Below are 19,512 nucleotides of genomic sequence, written 5' to 3' on the forward strand. Positions count from 1 at the left end.
TCGTCCAGCTGGATCCGGCCGCGGTACGGCGGGTCCGTCAGCAGCACAGGGTCATGACCCACGAGGTTGTCCTCGCCGTGCTGGCCGGAGCTCTCCGTGACTGGCTGGACTCCGGCGACCGCGGGCTGGGTGGGGCCAGGCCGCGGGCACTGATCCCGGTCGCTCTCCGTATCGATGCCACAGAGCCAGGGCAGGGCAACAACCTGTCCGGATATCTGTGTGAACTGCCGGTGTCCGAACCGGACCCCGTACGACGGCTGCGGGCCGTCCACGTCGCCATGGAACGCAACAAGGCCAACGGGCCACACCGCGGAGCCGGTGCGTTCCCGCTACTCGCCAACTCGCTGCCCGCCGCGGTGCACCATCTCATCGGGCCGCTGGCCGGACGCGGTGCCAACCTGCTGTTCGACGTCGTGGTGAGCAACATACCGAAATCGAATGCCACCCTGCGGATGGCCGGCGCCCCGATGCGGGAGTTCTACGGCATGGTGCCACTGGCCCGCGGACACGGGCTCAGCGTCGCCGTGACCAGCAGTCGCCACTTCATCGGCATCGCCTTGTACAGCGACCCGTCGATCCAGCCGGACGTGGCCGGCCTCAGCCGTGCCCTGCCGCTCGCGCTGACCGCTCTGGCCCCTGCCGCCGCCGTGCCCGCACCGCGAGCCGCCCTGCCGGCCGAGTCCTCGACGGCCGACCCCACTCCCGGGCCGTCCGTGCCGGCGGGCCGAAGAACCGTTACCGCGCAACCCGTCATCTGACCCCGCCGACGCGACCGGGCGGTGCGGAGGCCATCTGGGTCATCCCGAACGGGTGTGGCCGGGCCGCCCTCCGTATCCGCCGGGCGGCGATACGGACGGCGTTTCTGCCGCCCACAGGGTTCTTCAGCACCGTCACACGACCATCGCCACCGTCGGTAACTGTCAGTAATAATGCTGATGCTTCCGGACTGGTCAACGTCGATCCCCGACAATTCCCGAGAATTCCCCGGGTCGGCCGGTACCTGCGGTATCGCATCCGAGCGGGGCAGGTTGTCGTTCGCGACCCCCGCGAGCGCGGTCAGCCCCAGGAATCGCATCCGAGCGGGGCAGGTTGTCGTACCGGCGCAGGCCTCCAGGAGCCGGACGCCGCGGGGAAGCCGCTCGGCAAGCCCAGCCACAAGATCCCGGATCAACACCTCACGACGCTGCCAGCCATCGTCATCGGACATGGCGCCCGCTACTCACCCCCTCCCCCCGCTGTTCACCCCGTCACGGACATAATCAGCCGGGACGTCCTCAGCAGGATCCGGCAGCCGACCGGCTGGAGAACCTGGGGACCCGGCGACCTGCCGCGGGCTCGGCACAGCCCGTCCGCGGTCGGCTCGGTGTCGGATGCGACATCATCTCGGGTGATGCGTCCGATCCAGAGACGCCCCGGATGGTCCTGTCGACGGCAGACCGTCACATGACGGAGGAGGCCAGGCGTGCCGCTGTCGCCGCTGCGCCCGGGTGATCCGGCCACGGTCGGAGGCTTCCGGCTCAGCGCCCGCCTCGGCGCCGGCGGCATGGGGGTCGTCTACCTCGGCAGCGACCGCGCCGGCCGCCCGGCAGCTGTCAAGGTCATCCGGGATGACCATGTGACCGACACCGAGTTCCGGGCACGGTTCCGGCGTGAGGTACGGGCCGCGACCGCGGTGACCGGCGCCTTCACCGCCCGGCTGCTCGCCGCCGACCCGGACACCGACCCGCCGTGGCTGGCCACCGAGTACATCGCCGGGCCGAGCCTCACCGAGGTTGTGACCGCCGAAGGGCCGCTGGGTCCGGACCTGCTCAGCGGGCTGGCGGCCGGGCTGGCCGAGGCTCTCGTCGCCATCCACGGCGCGGGCGTCGTCCACCGCGACCTCAAACCGGCCAACATCCTGCTCACCGACACCGGCCCGAAGGTCATCGACTTCGGCATCGCCGCCGCGGCGGACGCCACCGTCGCCACCCGGACCGGGGTCGGCCTGGGCAGCCCCGGCTACATGGCCCCCGAGCAGATCACCGGCGCGGACCCGGTGGGCCCCGCAACGGACGTGTACGCCTGGGCTCTCACCGTCCTCTACGCGGCCACGGGACGGCCACCGTTCGGCACCGGCCGGCCGGACGTGGTGCTCTACCGGGCCGTCCACGGCGAGGCCGACACCTCCGGCATCCCCCGGGATCTGCTACCCGCCGTCACCGCGGCGCTGACGCGGGATCCGTCGCGGCGCCCGACCGCGGCGGCGTTACTCGGTGCGCTGCTGCCGGGCGGGGACGATCCGGCGACGGCGACCTACCGGATCGCCGGCCAGGACTGGCATGCGCTGACCGCCCGGCATCCGGTGCCGGTGCCGGTGCCGGTGCCGCCGCCCGGCGCCGGCCGCCGCCGAATTCACCCCGTCGCGCTGGCCGTGTCCGGGGTGCTGCTGCTCGGGACGACCGCCACCGGGATCGGCATCGCCCTGGCCGGGGACGGTGACACCCGCGGCGGTACACCGGGCATCCTCCCGTCCACGCTCCCGTCCGCGGTGGCGACGGGGACCGGACCGGTCACCGGAGGGCCGGCCGCGACGACCACACCTGCCACAGTGATCGCAACGGCTGCGGCATCGGACGCGAATCCGACACCGACGTCGGTACCCGCGGCGGTCCCCCAGTTCCAGGGCAAGGTCGGTCATCTCGCCGCGGCGAAACCGTTCATGGACTTCGTCTACGACCACGACACCAAGGTCGTCCTGCTGGACGTGCGGGCGACAGCCGACGGCAATCAACAGTTGTTCTGGCCCGACCCGGACTACGGCGGCGACGACCGGCCGAACTTCACTCTGTTCGGCGAATGCGGTGACCTGCCCCCGGGCGAAACCCCCGGATACGAGCCGGCCAAGGAATGCGCGGGAACCGTGTACCGGCTCGCGATCGACCCGGAAACAGGCGCGTTCTTCGACTATGTGCAGGGCTTCTATTACATCAAGGGCTACTTCTGGGTGAGCGCCGCCCCGGGCATGCACCAGGGGATGACCGCAGTAAATCTCAGAGCAGTAGCGTTCAAGGACCTACCGAAATGATCCAGGGGATTTCACAAGCGGCGCATGGGCGCTGCCGGTCGGGTTGCGGGTAAGGAGCATCGCGGCATGGTCGCTCAGCCCGTTCTCTGAGGACGCGGACGCAGCCGCGTCCCGCCCGGGTCACATGCTGTCGTGACTATGTTGCATCTTTCCAAGTCGGGATCAAAATTGGAGCGGAAACGGCAGGAACAGGATTAAACGGACGGCGGTACTGGATCTGGGTCACGGGACCCGACTACTACCTCGACGAGAACGGGGCCTCGTCCTGAGCTCGACCCGGCCTGGATGTCCATTCCGGGCGACTGGTGGACGTGTCACAAGGAAACCCGCGAAGAGACGTAGACGAATCCCCATCCCCCGTGCGGCCCTTGGACGGCTGCCGGTTCCGGACCCGGTGCCCCCGTCCCGACGGGAGGTGCACATCCGAGGAACCCATCCTGTGCCCGATCGCGCCGGAACACCTGGTGGCCTGCCATCACCCCGACTGAAGGATCTGTTGCATCCGGTCCCCACCGGTATCCAACGAGTCTCCGCTCACCAGGTGGCCTTTAGCCAAACTCACCGGAGGAGGATGCGGATCGGCTCGGCGAGGACGCTGCGGGCGGCCGGCAGGTCTGCAAGCCGCGCGGCCAGCGTCGCCTCGGCGAGCCGCGGTGGCAGCGCACCACTGAACTTCAGTCCGGCGAGCGCCTGCTCGTCGACGTGCGGCAGGCACAGCCGGTCCTCGACGTCCGTGGTCGCGGCCTTCCACATGGCCGGAGTCAGGTCGGAACGCAGCCGCACATGGGCCGCGTCCGCCCGCTGGCGCCCGTCCGCAAGATCGCCGAGGGTTGCCACCAGCGTGAGGTTCGCCCGCTCCCCCGCCCAGGTCCACCACCGGACGTCGTCGCCGTGGTCACGCACGATCAGCGTGCCGGCGGGGTGGACCAGGTTCGTGTGCTGGTCGCGGACCGACGCCAGCCGTTCCCGCACCCGCCTGGTCAGCGGGACCGGCGGGTCGGCACCGAGCAGGACGTCGCGCATCGCCCTGGCCATCGGGAACGACAGCGTTCCCGGGGCGAAGCCGAGCCAGCGTGCCCGCCCGCCGCCGTCGGCTGGCTCGACGAAACAGCGCCGCCGCTTCCAGTCGATGTGCGTGACCCGCCAGCTCCGGCCGGCTAGCAGCAGCAGACGGGGGCCTTCCACCGGGTCGGTGAGCAGCACCGGGTCGGTCCGGCCGATCTCGTCCCGCCCACACAGGACGGTGAATTCGGGCGCGGCGGTGAACACGGCGGTGAGCTCGGAGAAGTGCCGGTGGCCGAACCGCCGTTCGGCCTGCGGCCCGACGAACAACATCCCGCCGTCGGCGTCGAGGTATCCCTCGCGGACCAGATGGCGGACGATCGGTTCGGCGGAGCGGTCGAACGGCGCGAGGCCGTTCCACTCGTCAGTCCACAACCGGTCCCCGACCCTGCTCTCCTGAAGGCAGAGCGCGAGGATCTGCTGGGCGACGATGTGGCGTGGTTGCGGTGGCGCGACGACGGGTTCGACCCAGCCGCGGCCCCACAGCAGCAGCAGGCCGGCGGCCTGCACCAGCGCGTCCTCCGACAGTGCGAGGAACAGGCAGTTACGCACCGTTGCCGGCCGCCGGCCGGTCCGGCCGAGCCGCTGCAGGAACGACGCGACGGTGCCGGGGGTGTTGAGCTGGACGACCCGGTCGAGGTCTCCGACGTCGATGCCCAGTTCGAGGGTGCTGGTCGCGACGATCACGCAGTCCCTGGCCTGCGCGAACGCCTCCTCCGAGCGGCGACGTTCGGCGGCGGACAGCGACGCGTGTGAGAGGAACGTGGTGACCCCGCGGGCCCGCAGCGCCTGCCCGAGCTCCTCAACGAGCTGCTTGGAGTCGCAGAACACCAGCCGCTTTTCGCCGTGATGCAGGGCCGCGAGCACCGTCGCCGCGTTGGACACCGACCCGACGTAGTCCAGCTCGATCTCGTCCGGCTGCGCCCTGGCCGGCGGCTGGTCGATTCGGTAACGTGCGCCGGCCCCAGCGGTCACGTCACCGGACGGCGCTGACGGCACTGACGGCACTGACGGCACTGACGGCACTGACGGCACTGACGGCACTGACGGCACGAGCGTGAACCCGGCCGCGCGGTCGACTGCGGCTCCGGCTGCCGCCGGGAACGTCGGCTCGCCTGTGGACCGTGGGGCGACGACCTCGGCCGGCCGCCGTCCGGCGCCCGAGCCCTGCAGCCAGCGCAGCAGGTCGTCCGGGTTGCCGACAGTCGCCGACAGCCCGACGACCTGCAGATCCCGCCCGATGATCCGGCGGATGCGTTCGAGGACGGCGAGCAGGTGCCAGCCGCGGTCGTCGCCGGCGAACGCGTGTACCTCGTCGACGATGACGGCGCGCACGCCCGCGAAGAACTCGCGGTGGTCGGTCCGAACGCTGACCAGCATCGCCTCGAGCGATTCCGGGGTGGTGAGCAGGACGTCCGGGCGCTCCCGACGGATGCGTTCGCGCCGGCTGTCCGGCACGTCGCCGTGCCACACGGCGGCCCGCCGGCCAAGCCAGCCGGTGTAGGTATCCAGCCGCGGCGCCAGATTGTTGAGCAGCGCCTTCAACGGGCACAGGTACAGGATCGCCGTTCCCTGCCAGTTCTGCGTCGCCATCCGCGAGAGCAGCGGAAACGTGGCCGCCTCGGTCTTGCCGCCGGCCGTCGGGGCGAGCAGCAGGGCGTCCGAGCCGGCGAGCAGCGGCGGGACGGCGGCTTCCTGCAACGGCCGCAGCCCCGACCACTGCAGCGTGTTGACGATGTGGTGGAGCACTACGGGATGCAGCAGCCCGGCCGGGTCCGAATGATCATTCGGGTCCGCTGGATCACCCGGATCACTCGGATCACTCGGATCACCTGGATCGGCAGGGCCGGCCGGGCCCGGCTCATTCACGGCAGGTCCAGGGCGATGTCGTCCGCGCTGACCGGGTTGCCAGCCGCCGCACCGCTGCTCGCCGCCGCATTGCGCTCCAGCTCCGTCATCTCCACGGTGCCGATGGTGAGCGGGTAGTCGCGACGCGGGTCGAAGTCGTCGAACTGGTCGACCCGGTCAAGGACGTCGCCGACGAGCTTCTTCAGGTACAGCCGTGGCGCCACTCCCACCTTCCCACCGAGCCGTCCGGCGACCGCCTGGGCGAGCTCGGCGAGGTAGCTGTCGTCGACGAGGGCGTCGATCCGCCCGGCGGCAGCGGAACCGCCGGCATACAGCGTGCGCACCCGGCCGCCGAGCTCGACCAGGGAGTCCTCGGTGAAGCCGGGCAGCCGGATCTGCACGGCCCGCGGGTTGTCGAAACGCGCGTCGGCGCTGAAGTCGGTGGCGAGCCGCTGCGCCAGCGGTGGCAGCCGGGCGACACCCTGGGGGCCGTCGTAGAAGGCAGGAGTCCCTGTGATCATAAGGTAGAGGCCGGGGAAACGGCCGCCGTGCACCTCGTCGATGAGCTGACGCAGCGCGTTGAGCGCCTTGTCGCGGGCGTCGGAACGGACCCGCTGCAGGGTCTCCACCTCGTCGAGGACGACGAGCAGCCCGCGGTAACCGCTGTCACGCAGCACCACCAGCAGACCCTGCAGGAAGCCGAGCGCCCCGAAGTGGTCGAGCTCGCCGCGGACCCCGGCGGCCCGGCGTGCGGCCGCCGCGACGTGCGGCTGGCCACCCAGCCAGGCGAGCACGGCAGCCGCGGTCGCCTGGTCGCCGGCGACGGTGGCTTCCCGGTAGCCACGCAGCGCGGCGGCGAACGCGGGTGCGGTCCGGCCGACGTCGGCGAGCCGGCGGTCGAGGAGCTCACCGACCGCCCGATCCAGCGCGCCGGTGTCGTCACCGTCGACGCCGCCACCGGTCTCGTCGTTGACGTCACCGGTGGCGAGCGCGTCCTCCTCGAGGGCGTAGAACCAGCCGTCGACGACCGGGCGCAGCGCGCTCGGCGGGAACGTCGCCGTGGTGAGCCGCTCGGTGAGCCGCCGGTAGACGGTCTCCAGCCGGTGCAGTGGCGTCTCGTTCTCGGAGATCTGCACCTCGGCCGTGGCGAGGTTGTGCCGTTTGGCCCGTTCGGCCAGCCACCGGGTGAAGAAGGTCTTGCCGGAGCCGTATTCGCCGCGCACCGCCTTGAAGACGGATCCGCCGGCGGCGACCGCGGCGAGGTCGTCGGCTGCGGCCTGCTCGAACCTGCCGAGGCCGACTGCGAGCAGGTCGAGGCCCGCGGCGGGCACCGCGCCGCGGCGCAGCGCGTCGAGCACGTCGCGGCGCCGGGCAGCGCTGGCGGGGGATGTGTCACCTGTCAGGCCACCGCCGGCCAAGCCGGCGCTTACCACACCGTCGGCTGGCGGGCCGACGTCCGCTGGCTCGCCGGTCACTGGCTGCTCACCGGCCCGCGCCCGGCTGACCTGTCAGGCCGAACTGCTCCCGCAGCAGGGCGACGTCGAGGCGCAGCGTCCGTCCGTCGTCGATCAGCGAGAGCACCGGGTAGTTGTCGACGTTGAAGATCCTCTGCAGGGTGACGGCGAACCCGGCGGCCCGAACGGGCCGCTCCCCGGCCCGCTCCGCGACGACGGCGGCGGTGAGTGTGCCGTTGGCGTCGAGTAGCGCCCGCACCGCCGCCTCGACCTTCCCGACCGGCACTGCCCGCGGGGTGGCGCTCAGCTGGGCCTGGAACAGCTCCGCGGCGAGCAGTGCCGTGACAAGAGCGTCCGTGGCCGTGCTCGGCGCCGGGGCGCTTCCGGTTCCCGCCGCCGCGGATGAGCCGCCTGTCTGCGCTCCCGCCGCCGCATGCGGCGTACCAGGCATCGACCCGTCCGCCAGCAGGTCGAACAGCGCTGGGCCGGCCGGCTGTTCGACCCGTCGGCGTCCCCGCGGCCGGATCATCCCGGTCGGCTGGTCACCCGAACCAGCGGTGGCCCGGGCCGTGCCGAGATGGACGGTGGCGCTGTCCATGCCGGTCAGGATGTTCGGACGGTCGAGCGACCACCAGCCGGGGCGCTGGTCGGGCAGCGTCCGCCAGCCGGGCGGAACGTCGCCGTTCTCGGTCGGCGCGAACGGCAGGAATGCCAGCACCGGGACGGTCACCTCGGCCGGCGACGCGCCCCCGTGGTAGCCCGCCTTGCGGGCCGTGTAACGCAATGACGGGTCCCACAGGGCAACGATGCTCCCACCCGGCGCCAGAACCCGAGGGCCGTTGAGCCGCACCTCGCCCTCGTCGAGGGGGTCGGGCCCGGCACCGGCCCGGTGCCGGGCGGAGAGCGCGTCGTCGACGCGGCGCGGTTCGCCGCCGTGGTCGATGACATGCCCGTGGTCGCTGGTGAGGACGACGGCGCGCCCGGCGGTCCTGGCGAGGTCAAGCACGGCGCGCAGCGCGCCGATGTCGTTCACCGTCCAGCCGGCGTCGTACCGTTCCCGCCCCTTGTCGAGGGTGTCGTCGACGGTGTTGATGACGACGCCGACGAGCGCGGTGTCGCCGGTCAGCGCCGCGATCAGCTCCTCACCGAGCGGCGCTCCGGGCGCGCCGCGCAGGTCACCGCTGTGGAACAGGCGGACGCTCCGCCGATGCCAGCGCGGGTGCGTCTCGAACGCGGAGCGTTCCAGGTCCTGGCGGCCCTCGACGAGTCGGCCCGCGAGGAGGGATGCGCGCGACACCGAGGTCACGGTCGGCAGGACGGCGACGGCGCAGCGCCGCCGTGGCCGGTCGCCCACCTCGCCAGCCCCGCCGGCCTCACCGCCCTCGCCGGGTCCACCGGCCTCGCCGCCCGCCGCCCCGCGGACCGTGCCGAGCGGGTCGAACTCCGCCCAGCGTTCGCGGCGCAGGTCCTGGCCGAGCTGTGCGGCGACGGCCGCGCTCATCCCGTCGAGGACGACGAGCAGCATCCTGTTAGCCCGGCGGCTGTCGCGTCGCTGCAGCGCGGGCGCGACGACCCGGTCGAGGATCTCCTCGACGAGCAGCGGGACCCCGCGGTCGGCGGCCGTGCCGGCAACGCCCGCCGCGGCAGCGCCGTCCGCCGGTCCACCGACGGCGGTCCAGCGGGCCAGCTGCCGGACGAACGCCCCGTCGAGGTCGCGTCGGCGGCGCGCTGCGGTCTGGTAGAGCTCGCCGTAGGCTGCCGCGAGCTCCGGCTGCCCGTCGCCGGTCCACAGCGCTGCGAGCGCCACGTCGACCCAGGCCCAGTCGGTCAGGTGGGCGTCGAGCCCGGCGGCCATAGTGGTCGGGGCGCCGGCCGGTACGCCCCGCCCGCCGGTCGGCCTGCTGGAGGGCGTGGGGTGCGCGGCAAGCCAGCGCACCACCCGGGCGGCCATCGCGGCCCGTTCGACCCGGTCGCGACGCAGCTCGGCGAGCCGGTGCTGGCGCAGCCGGCCGACCGCGTCGACGACGCCGGCCGCCGCGCCGGCGAGGGCCGCAGCCACGCCGGGGTCCGCCAGGCTCAGGAACGCACGCGCCGCCACCGCGACAGCCACCAGCCGGGTGTTGAACCCGATGGGCAGGATGTCGCTGACGGCACCGGCGGCCCGCCCGCCGAAGTGGTCGAGCAGCCACTCCGCCCGGTCCAGCAGGGCCGGTATCTCGTCGTCCGGGTGCAGGGTCGCCGCCGAGGCGACGGCGAACCCGAGCGAGGGCGCGCCGATCCCACCGGGACCGGGCCGGACGGTGTCGACTGCGGTCACGACCAGGCCGCGCACCGCGTCGGCGAACGCCCGCACGGTCACGTCGTCGAGCCGGGCGTCGCCGAAGCACAGGTCGGCGCGTCCCTTCGCGCGTTCCGTGCCGTCCGGCGCGGCCGGGTTCCACAGGCAGTCGCAGACCAGGCCGAACGCCAGCGCGTCCGCGCCGTGCCCGGCGTCGACCAACGCGAACAGTGCGCGGGTGACCCGGCCGGTCCGGTCGACGAGCCAGCGGGTGAGGCCGGTCCGCTCGGCGTCCGGCAACGCGCGGAACGCCTCCGGGCGGCCCGGTGTGACGCTCCATCGCAGCAGTGTCGCCGCATCGAGGTCGGCAGGCCGTATCCCGAGCTCGTGCAGGCCGAGCCGGCTGAGCGCGAGCTCACCGAGCGCGACGTCCCGGCTGAGCACGGCGCCGGCGAGGCGCGGCCAGCCGCCGCGTGGCCGCGCCTCCAGCAGCGCCTGCGCGGCCCATCTTTCGGTGACCAGCTGCGGGTCCATCCGGGTGGCGCCGAAGTCCTCCTCGACGGCGGCCCACGGTTCGACGACGTGGACCCGGTGCCGGCGGATCTGGCTGAGCACCCCGTCACCGAGCGCGGCCTCGTCGGCGTCGGTGAGCAGGACCAGCACGTCGTCGCCGCCACGCGCGGCGCGCCGGGTGACCTGTTCGAGGACGGCCAGCGGTGACACGCACGACACGACCCGCACGAGGTGCCCGTCGAGCCGGAACTCGCCCGGGCGGGGCCATTCGGGCCGGGCGTACAGGACGATGACGGGCAGCGACGACGACGTCGACCCGTTCGGTGACGCGCGCAGCAGCCGGCGTACCCGGGCCTCCACGGCGGCCGGCGGAAGCCACGGTGCCCGGGAGGCACCCGGCGGTGACGGCGCGGTCATCGGCCCGGCCGCCAGATGATCTCGATCTCGCCGGTCTGGCCGCCGACCGCGTCACGTAACGCGGCGAGCGCCGTGTCGAGCTCGCCGGACGGCACCCGCCACCGCCGTTCGGCCGCTGAGGCCGCGCCAGCATCCCCGCCGTGCCCGTCGACTCCTATGACCTCGGTGCCGCCGGTGACCCCGGGCGCCCTATGCGTGGAGCCGTTGACGCCAACGGGGCCGGGTTGACCGTTCGAGCCGGCATCGACCCCGGACGGCTGCGGCAACGCCGGCCGCTCGGGGGTCGCGGTGCCGCTCGTAGCCTTGCCGGCCGGTGGTGTGCGCACCGGGGGGCGAAGGGTTCCGTCGCCCGGCCACGGCCGTTCGGGCGGCGGGGGCGGAGTCCGCCTGGTAGCCCGGCGCAGCAGTTCGGTTGCCCGCGCCTGCGCCTCGCCGATGGCATCGGGCAGCCGGGCTGCGTGCTCGTCGAGCGCGGCAGCGGCGCGCAGCCTACCGAGGATCTCCGCCGCTTCGGCGTCGAACGGCTCCGGGAGACCTTCGACGATGTCGAAGGTCTCCCACGGTGCCCTGGCGAGCGCGTCAGCGACCTGCCTGGCCCGGCCGATGCCGCGGGCGAGCTGCTCGGGTGGCCCGCCGAGGTCGGCGACGGCCAGCCGGCGGACGACGTCGGCGCCCGCTTTCGGGTCGTCCAGGGCGGTCAGCAGCGTCACCGCCAGCCGCGCGGTGCGCAGCCGGCCGGGCGGGGCGGCCGGGTCCAGGCCGAGCCGGCGGGCGTGCTGTTCGAGCTGCTGGAGCAGGTCGTCGCCGGCGCGCAACCGGTCGCGGGCGGCGGCCTGCACGTCGGCGACGAAGGCGCGGACCAGCCGGCCGCGCAGCAGCTCCGGCACGTTCACCCCGAAAACCACCGCGGCCCGGCCGCGGGCGGCCGCCCAGTCCGCCTCGCCGGGCAGGGTCTGCCCCCGCAGCTCCATGTCGGATGTGATCGCGGTGATGTCCGGCGGCGGGTTCAGCGCGCCGCCGTACCGGTACCAGGCCCGGTCGGTCTGCTCGGCGAAGCAGGCAAGGACGAGGCCGGCGACCGGACGGTCCAGGCCGCGCGGATCCGGCTCGTCGATCCAACGCACCAGGTCTTTGACCGACAGGTCCGCGCCGTCGTCGCGGCCGGACTGCGCGGCCTTCTGGTGGAAGTGGCCCACCCAGCCGCGGCCGAGCACGAACGCGGCTTCATGCATCTCGCCGAGGCCGAGGGCGTGCACGATCCGCCGCATGGTGGACCGGTCGGCCCGCGCCACTTCGACCCGGCCGCCGGGCGCTTCGGCGGCCTGGCGGACGTAGTCGAACACGGCTTTCAGTTCGGCGGGCCGGACGGCGACCCCGAGGCGGTCGGGGTCGAGGTCGGGATGGCCGGGGAACTGCTCGGCGAGCAGGTCTGCGACGACCCGGCGGGCCGCGTCGCGTAGGGACGCGCCGAACGGCAGCGCCGGGTGCGCGCCCGGCCACAGCGAGAGCAGATGGTCGCCGTACTCCGCCAGCACGTCGGCGGACTGTTTCTCCGCCAGCCCGTACGCCTGACGCAGCAGCCCGCGGAATCGGGTGAGCAGCGCGTCGTGCCGGCTCTTCAGGATGCCGCGGGCACGCTGCCGGTCGTCGGCGCCCAGGTGCTGGGCGTGGCTGTCGAACCGCTGGCCGTTGCCGTTGAGCAGCGCGTCGAGGATGACGAGCAGCCGCAGGTCGCCGATGCGGGCGGCGGTCAGATGCGTCGGCACCCAGCAGACCGTCCGGCGCGGCTCGCCTGAGCCGGTGAGCGTCTCCACCCGGGCCCGGGCGTCCGCCGGCCGGTATGCCTCGTCGTCGAACGGGTAGTCGACGATCAGCCGCCACGCCGTGTCGTCGCCGGATGCGAACTGGTCGTCGCGCAGGTCACCACCGGGCCGCAGACCGCCGAACACCACTTCGGCCGATCGTTTGCTGCCCCGCCAGACGAGTTCGAGACGGTGACCGGCCTCGTCGATGCGCGCCTGCTCCCCGGTGCGCAGGTCCAGTTCCTCGGTGAGCAGCCGGCGGATGAGCACCTTGCGGGCGCCGGGGGTGTCGAGCGGCGCGGCGTTGGCGAGGATGCGGTCGACTTCGACGCCGACGAGTTCCAGGCCGACGCCGGCGTCGTCCCCGGGCACGAACTTGATCTCACCGAACTGGCCGGCCCACGTCTCGACCTTGCGGCTGACCCGGGACACCTCATTGCCGCGGATCGGGTCGGTGATGCTGCCGTGGTTGAGCGCGGACAGCCGCCGGGCGGTGAGGTTGCGCAGCGCCGGCACGCTCGGCGCGAGCGCCGCCAGCAGCAGCGTCTTGACCAGCCGGTCGTCGCCGGTGAACGCCCGCACCCGGGTGGCCAGCGTCGTATCCGCCCGGCCGCGGCGGGCCGCCAGCAGGTCGTCCTCGCCGAGGTCGTTCTGCTCCAATAGGTAGGGCCGCAGCCGCTCCCCGTAGAGTTTGCGGGCCGCCTCGAACTGGACCTTCAGCCCGTCGGTGAACGGCTTGTCCGCCCCCCGGTTGATCACGTCCCACAGGTCGCCGACCGGCACGACCTGGCCGAGCCGCAGGTCGTCGCGGTGGTCGACGAGCAGCTGGCGCATCAGCTTCAGCGCGGTCCGGTTGCGCTGCAGCGCGCTGGACACATACACGAGGGTGTCCATGAACGCCGGGCTGAACGGATAGCCGAGCCGGAAGGCGTCCCGGTCGGAGCCGGTCGCGCTGTCGCCGCCGAGCAGGGTGTCCCACACCTCGGCGCGGACCTTCGTCGTGGATTCGAACGCCCGGTCGATCGCCGCCTTCGCTTCGGCGTCACGCGGCCGCAGCAGCCGACGGTTCGCGATCAGCGGCAGGTTGCGGTCCTCCAGGGTGACCGTGTCGAACCGGCCGCTGGCCAGGTTCAGGGTGTCCTGGAAGCCGAGCTGGACGCTGCCGGCGACGTTCTCACCGACGAGTTCCTGCAGGTCGCGCTGGCGGGCGATGAAGCTGACGAGCGGGATCACCCGACCGGCCTGGCCGCCCTCCACGAAGTTCGTGATCTTTTGGACCTCGCGGGAGACGAACGCCTGGTTGCCCATGTTGTTCGCGAGCCACAGGATCAGCTCGTCGAGGAACAGCACGACGCAGTCGTAGCCGAGCCCCTTCGCGTGCCTGGCGATCTCCGACAGCCCGCGGTCGAGCGAGACGAACCCGTCGGCGTCCTCCGTCGCGTCGGTGAACATCCCGTCGAACCAGCTCGTCAACAGGTCGGACACCAGCTGACGGCGCAGGTCACCGGCCTCGTCAGCGGGCTGCTCACCGGTCGGGTCGAGGGGGCGGTGCCAGGCGGCGAACGCCGCATCGAGCTTCTCCGCCGTCCACCCCGCACCCTCGCCCCACTCGTCGTCCGCGCCGTCCTGGCCGTGCCCGCCGGTGACCCCGTCGGGCAGGCCGGCGATGAACTCGTCGTCCCCGATCCGCTCGCGCAGGTGGACAGCGTTGGCGAGCAGTGTGTCGGTGCGGTGCACGGCCGGCACCGGGGCGTCGGGATGCAGGGTGCGGATGTAGTCGGCGTAGCCGCCGAGCACCCGCTGCTCGATCGACTTCGCGCCGAGCAGGTGGTAGGGCACCAGCAGGAACTTCTTCCCGCCGAGCGGACCGTCGTGCCGGGCGAGCACGGCGGCGAGCTCTTGGCGCGCCAGCGCCACCGGTTCGCCGCGCAGCAGCGCGTGCAGCACCGCCATGAAGTGCGACTTGCCGGAGCCGAACGAGCCATGCAGGTAGACGGCTTTCGACTGGCCGGTGGCGACGGCCTGCGCGATCAGCCCGAGCGTCTCGTCGAAGTTCCCGACCAGCCGGTCGGTGAGGACGTACTCCCGCAGCGTCGCCTCGGCGTCGGTGACTCCCTCGGTGAGCTTCAGGACAAAGTCGCTGTCGCTGGTCCGCTCCGGGATATCGATGACGTCGCGCAGCAGCGGCTGGCTCGTCGACGGCGGGCGGGTCATGCGGCACCTGCCTTCTTCCTGCGGCCACGCGCCGTCGTCGGTGGGCGCCACGACGTGAGCGTCTCGTCGGTGAGGTGCAGCCGGCCGGCGCGCTCGGCGAGGAAGTCGGCGTAGACGTCGGCGGGGCTGCCGTCGTAGGCCGGGTCGACCTCGTCGTGCCACTGCCGCACCCACGGCAGCACCTCACGCAGCCCGGCGAGCAGCGGGACGAGCCGTTCGACCGGCCAGCCGTCGCCCTCCTCCCGTTCGACGACGAGCGTCGCGAGCGCCTGCGCCTGCTCGCGGTGGTCCCAGCCGGCCCAGCCGAGCAGCAGGTGCAGGTCGTTGTCCCGGGAGGCGTGTGGGTAGGAGATGAATCGTTCCTTCGGCACATCGAGTTTGCCGCGCGCTCGCCAGTAGCTCGTTTTCCGGAGATCCTTCGGGGCGTATTTCTCCGGCAGCGGGATCGCGTCCCGGATCGCCCGTTTCCTCTCCTCGTCCGTTTCGGCGTCCTCGGCCCGCTGCTGGTCCCAGACATACTCCCAGCTGGCGCGTTTCGTCAGGCCCGTCTCGGTGTAGCGCATGGCGGCGAGATAGGGGACGTGCTCGTCGGCGACCAACTCGGCGACGACTGTGCCGAGGTCCTTCCCCGGCCGGTACACCCCGGCGACGGTGACGAAATCCCGGTCAGTGGCCAGCTCGTCGGCGAGCTCGGCGGTGCTGCGCAGCCGTGGCTGCTCCATCCCGTCGATCTCGTGAAACCACAGCTCGCGGGCCTCACAGCAGTCCAGTAGCCAGTCTCGCAGCGCTGTGTCCTGGAGCTTATTCCAGCCTTCGGTGGCCCAGCGCCGCTTGTATTCGGGACGTTCGATGAGGGCGATGTACCGGTTCGACTTGATAAGCGCAATACGCTTCTCCACCAGCTTGTAGTACTCCGCGGGCCAGTGCGCGGGTAACTCGGTGATTGGCGTGGAGTCGTGCCGGGTGAACCATTCGGACGTCTCCTCACCGTCCTTGATCCGCCAAGCCAGCACGATCTCGAACGCTCGCTCACCAAGCTTCAGCTCCGGAACCTTCTCCACCGGCAGGGTCAGCTCATCGTCGAGCAGGCCATACTGCCGGTAGGCCTGCCAGTCCAGTTCCTCCTGCAGCGCGATCATCTGCGCCCGGGTCGGCTCCCACTCCGCCCGCGCCGCGTCGAGCCGCTCCCGCGTCGGTGTTCCCTCGACGGCCACATCCACCGGGCTGACCGCGGTCAGCCGTTGCGCCAACCGGTCCAACTCCCGCGCCAGCTCCAACGGATACTCCGCCGGCAGCGGAAACCGCTCAAGATTTGAGCCATTGAACGCGTAGCGGTCTGACCATGGCTCTGCGCTCACCCGTGCGCCGTGCTGTCCAACCGGGTCGCCGCCTTTCGGGTAGCAAACCTGCTTGAGCCAGAAACATGCGGTCGAACTATTGAGCACTCCAAGCAGCTGCAGATACTGGTCCTCGCCCGCATTCTCGGGTAGTTTGACCACGGGCGCTGTCTGCTTGAATACCTTCCCACCCCGATCCAATACGAAATGATTATGCGTTGCGACTTCGCCAAAGGAGATCGACAACGGGGAGGTGTAGGCGGATGCGGTATGTTGCATATACTCCCACCAGGAAAGGCCCGCATCTGCCATCTTTCCCTTAAATGTCCGCCGCTCCTCCAGCTGGTGGCGCCACGACCAGAGCACGGTTGTCAATATGGACTCTACGCCCGCCACATATGGGTACCAGATAATTTCCTCTGGGGTCGCATCCCAGTCTCGAACCACTTCTCCCACGAGCAACTGCTTGAGGAAGGCGTCGACTTCCGGCCATCTCCGCATCATCCTGGCCGGACGCACAAATGCTTCATCCGCACCGGCACGAATTGCGCGGCCGATCGGAGCGGAGACCGTGCTGGACATTTTTCTGGCGCCGTTCTCCAGCGTCTTTACTAGATCGGCGGCTCCGCCGCCTCCTAGGCTCCACGGGAACTTGCTGAAGTAACTTCGTGGCCGGTCAACAACACTCACCCACTCGCTCTCCGAGCCAGCTTTGTGTACCTGCTCTACGATCGCTCGCCAGACGAGCCCGTCGCCGGCGACGTCGGGGGCTGCAGGCTCACCCCGCACCCCTAGGACGGCCCGAACAGTGCCCGACCTCTTTTGGTTGTTGTTCCGGCCGGCCAGTATGACAGTAGGCGTACCATGCCCGGGAATATATGCACCGGATGTGTCGATGACATGGGTCAGCTCTACCCAGAGCGCAAAAAACTCCGTCACCAGCTTCCTGCCAAACTCTCTTTTCATGAAAGAGTTCGCTGTGATCTGCCCAAAATATCCGGAGCCGCGGCCTTCGGCGTCTCCGCGCTTGGCAAGTCTTGCAAAGTGTTGAGCGAACGGCACGGACAGCGCGAACGTCCCGGCGCAGGCGCTGAAGCGTTCACGGTAATGCCTGTTATCTTCCTTGTCCCTCACCGTGATATATGGCGGATTGCCAACGACAACATGGTAGCGTCCGGATTCAAGGATTTTTGGATGTTCGTGAACGTCTTCCGTATCATACGCAAAAGCGGGAAGAGTAATCGCGCTACTATCGGACTCGCGATTATCGTCAATGAGGAGACGTTGCTCGTACTGACGCAGTGAATCGCCGACTGCGACGTGCAGGGGAAAGATATAGCCCGCAGCCGCGGTGAAGGTGGGGATGCCGGCGGCGCGCAACGCCGTGACGACGAGCCGAAACCGGGCGACGGCGACCGCGTACGGGTTGATGTCGACCCCGTGCACGGCGTCGAGGGCGAGCCGGACACGCTCGTGGACGTCCCGGCTCGGGGCCTTCTTCTCCCATTTGGCGAGCAGGCGGCGGAACGCCCCAAGCAGGAAGTGCCCGGACCCGCAGGTCGGGTCGATCAGCTTGAAGTGCTTCAACTCGTCCGCGTCCTGGCCAAACTCGTCGATCGCCGGGGTGAGTGTCAGGTCGAGAATGAACTCCTCGACGAACTCCGGAGTCTGCAGAAGCGCGTACTTCTTGCGGACGCCGTCCGACAGGTCCTGGTACAGGTCTCCGAGGAAGCGGGTGTCCCAGTCGGGGTCGGTGAAGTCGTGGGCGGGGGCGCCGTCCTCGCCGCGGCGACGCCAGAAGGCGACGAGCGCGTTTGCCACGTCATGCGACACCGGGATCTGGTAGAGCGCGTTGTGCCGGCGGTCGAACAGCCCGGCGCCGGCCGGGACCGCGGCGATCGCGTCGAACGCGGCGAGCAGCCAACCGCGGGCCGTCTCGTGCGGATGACGCCGGTAGAAGTCCTCGTGCCGCTCCTCCGCGAGCGCCATCCGGTCGTCATCGGGGCCGGCCAGGTACGGCTCGGCGAGCAGCCCGTTGTCCTCACAGAACCGGACGAACACGGTGCCGAGCACCCAGGCGGCTGCCGCCTGGGTGACGCGCTCGTCAAGCCACGCCGGCCACGTCGCCGCGGTCCGCTTCACCTCGAAGGTGCGGTCGTACTCGGCGCGCAGCCGGGCGCCGACCTCGGCGAGCTCGTCGACCTGCCGGCGCAGGTCCTTCTCCAGCGCTGTGACCTGCCGCTGCGCGTCACCGAGCAGCGCCTTCCGGTCGATCACGATTCCTGTCCCCCTGACCGATGCGCGTTCGCCACCCAGGCGTTGGGCAGCGGTATCCACTCGCCTTCGCTGGCCGGCTGCACCTGGACGCCGTCGAGCTGCGGCGGCAGCGTCGGGTCCTCGACGGGGCAGAGCACCCATGTCGGCCGCCCGCCGCGGCGGGCCCGCTCGGCGAGCGCGTACAGCAGATCCATCCCGTGGTAGCGGCCGAACGGCCCGGCGTCGTGCAGCAGCACCGGACCGCCGGCACCCCCGTTCGTCTCGCCAGCGACGGTGGCGAGCAGGTGGGGCGCGGCCGTCGACCACGCCGCCGCAACGAACTCACGGATTTTGCGGGCGGACCGGCTGCCCGGTTCGGCGACATCCGCGGCAAGGACCGTCGCCCACGTCGGTTTCGGCCGGGGGTCCACCTGGGCGTGCAGGGCGTCCAGGAACAGCGCCGCGACGGGCACCGGCTCGACGCCGAACCGGCAGACCAGCTCGGCACGGGCGGCGAGGTAGCGGCTACGGCTCACCGTCAGCGCCCGGAAGCCGTCGCCGGCGGCCGCATCGACGAGCGCCCGTTCAGCGGCCGCGGCGGCGGACTGGTCAGGTGTCTGCGCGGCGGGACGCTGCCGCGCGACCGCGGTCGCCCGCCTGCCGACCGTCGTCGGATCGGACCCGACACCGGTCGACGACAGCGGACCGTGCGGCGGTACGTAGCCGCTGCGGAGACGGTCCCAGGTGACGGCGAAACCGGCCCCGGTGAGCAGGCCGTCGAGCCGCGGATGGTCCGGCAGTTCGATTGCGAGCTGCGGGAACCGGGCCAGCACCCGTTCGTGCACGGCGGCGACGGTCAGCACCGAGGGGTCATGCCGGCGTTCCGGGCCGGCGGCCGGCGAGGTGAGGCCCGCCTGCGCGATCCGCAGCGCCCGCACCGGGTCGAGGTCACGCGGGTAGATCTCCAGGCGGGCGGTCGCGGCGGCGGTGCGCGACGCGGCGGCGGCCAGCCGCACCAGCCGCTGCTCGTCGAGCAACGGCCGCCCGCCCAGCGCGTCCGTTGTGACGTCCGGCCCGGCCGCGGCGCTGTCCGCGGTGTCGCCGTCGCCGCCGGCCGGCGCGGCCCGAACCGCGGCCAGTTCCCGCAGCACCGTCGCCGGCGCCGGCAGTACCTCCGCTGCGGCGAGCCGGTCCGCGACCCGGCCGAGCGCGTCCGCGTAGTCGAGCAGCGCCGGGGCGGCCGGGGTGTGCGGTCCGTCGTCGTCGG

General features: G+C 71.7%; 7 protein-coding genes and 1 pseudogene. 2 read left to right on the top strand and 6 right to left on the bottom strand.

The annotated features are described in order from the left end of the window. Positions 1-758: WS/DGAT domain-containing protein (locus DD1DGNOD_RS11000; protein WP_206443090.1), on the top strand; the 758-nt coding region annotated here is incomplete at its 5' end. 704 nt (positions 759-1,462) lie between these two features. Continuing rightward, on the top strand, positions 1,463-3,064 hold the full coding sequence (locus DD1DGNOD_RS11005) for a serine/threonine-protein kinase (protein WP_131770043.1): 1,602 nt from the start codon (positions 1,463-1,465) through the stop codon (positions 3,062-3,064). A 558-nt stretch (positions 3,065-3,622) separates the two neighbouring features. Here the strand turns inward: DD1DGNOD_RS11005 and DD1DGNOD_RS11010 are convergent. From DD1DGNOD_RS11010 to DD1DGNOD_RS26875, 6 genes and pseudogenes are all read right to left on the bottom strand, one after another. Next, the gene (locus DD1DGNOD_RS11010) at positions 3,623-5,890 is read right to left on the bottom strand and encodes a DEAD/DEAH box helicase (RefSeq protein ID WP_131770050.1); all 2,268 of its coding nucleotides are present in this window, start codon (positions 5,888-5,890) and stop codon (positions 3,623-3,625) included. 101 nt (positions 5,891-5,991) lie between these two features. After that, positions 5,992-7,377: a BREX system ATP-binding protein BrxD gene (brxD, locus tag DD1DGNOD_RS11015; RefSeq protein WP_131770051.1), complete on the bottom strand. Its 1,386-nt coding sequence runs from the start codon at positions 7,375-7,377 to the stop codon at positions 5,992-5,994. Positions 7,378-7,456: 79 nt separating this feature from the next. Next, positions 7,457-10,636: a BREX-2 system phosphatase PglZ gene (gene pglZ, locus DD1DGNOD_RS11020; protein ID WP_131770044.1), complete on the bottom strand. Its 3,180-nt coding sequence runs from the start codon at positions 10,634-10,636 to the stop codon at positions 7,457-7,459. Continuing rightward, complete coding sequence (locus tag DD1DGNOD_RS11025) at positions 10,633-14,652, bottom strand: phage resistance protein (protein ID WP_131770045.1); 4,020 nt, start codon at positions 14,650-14,652, stop codon at positions 10,633-10,635. The genes pglZ and DD1DGNOD_RS11025 overlap by 4 nt, the downstream gene beginning before the upstream one ends. Beyond that, entirely contained in the window at positions 14,649-18,266 is a 3,618-nt protein-coding gene (pglX, locus tag DD1DGNOD_RS11030) for a BREX-2 system adenine-specific DNA-methyltransferase PglX (protein WP_131770046.1), read from the bottom strand. Before pglX ends, DD1DGNOD_RS11025 begins: the two co-directional genes overlap by 4 nt. Next, positions 18,263-19,512: pseudogene (locus tag DD1DGNOD_RS26875) on the bottom strand (BREX system serine/threonine kinase PglW); the annotation flags it as partial. The pseudogene DD1DGNOD_RS26875 and the gene pglX, both read right to left, overlap by 4 nt.

The sequence above is a fragment of the Candidatus Protofrankia californiensis genome, from assembly GCF_900634765.1.
Lineage (GTDB): Bacteria > Actinomycetota > Actinomycetes > Frankiales > Frankiaceae > Protofrankia > Protofrankia californiensis.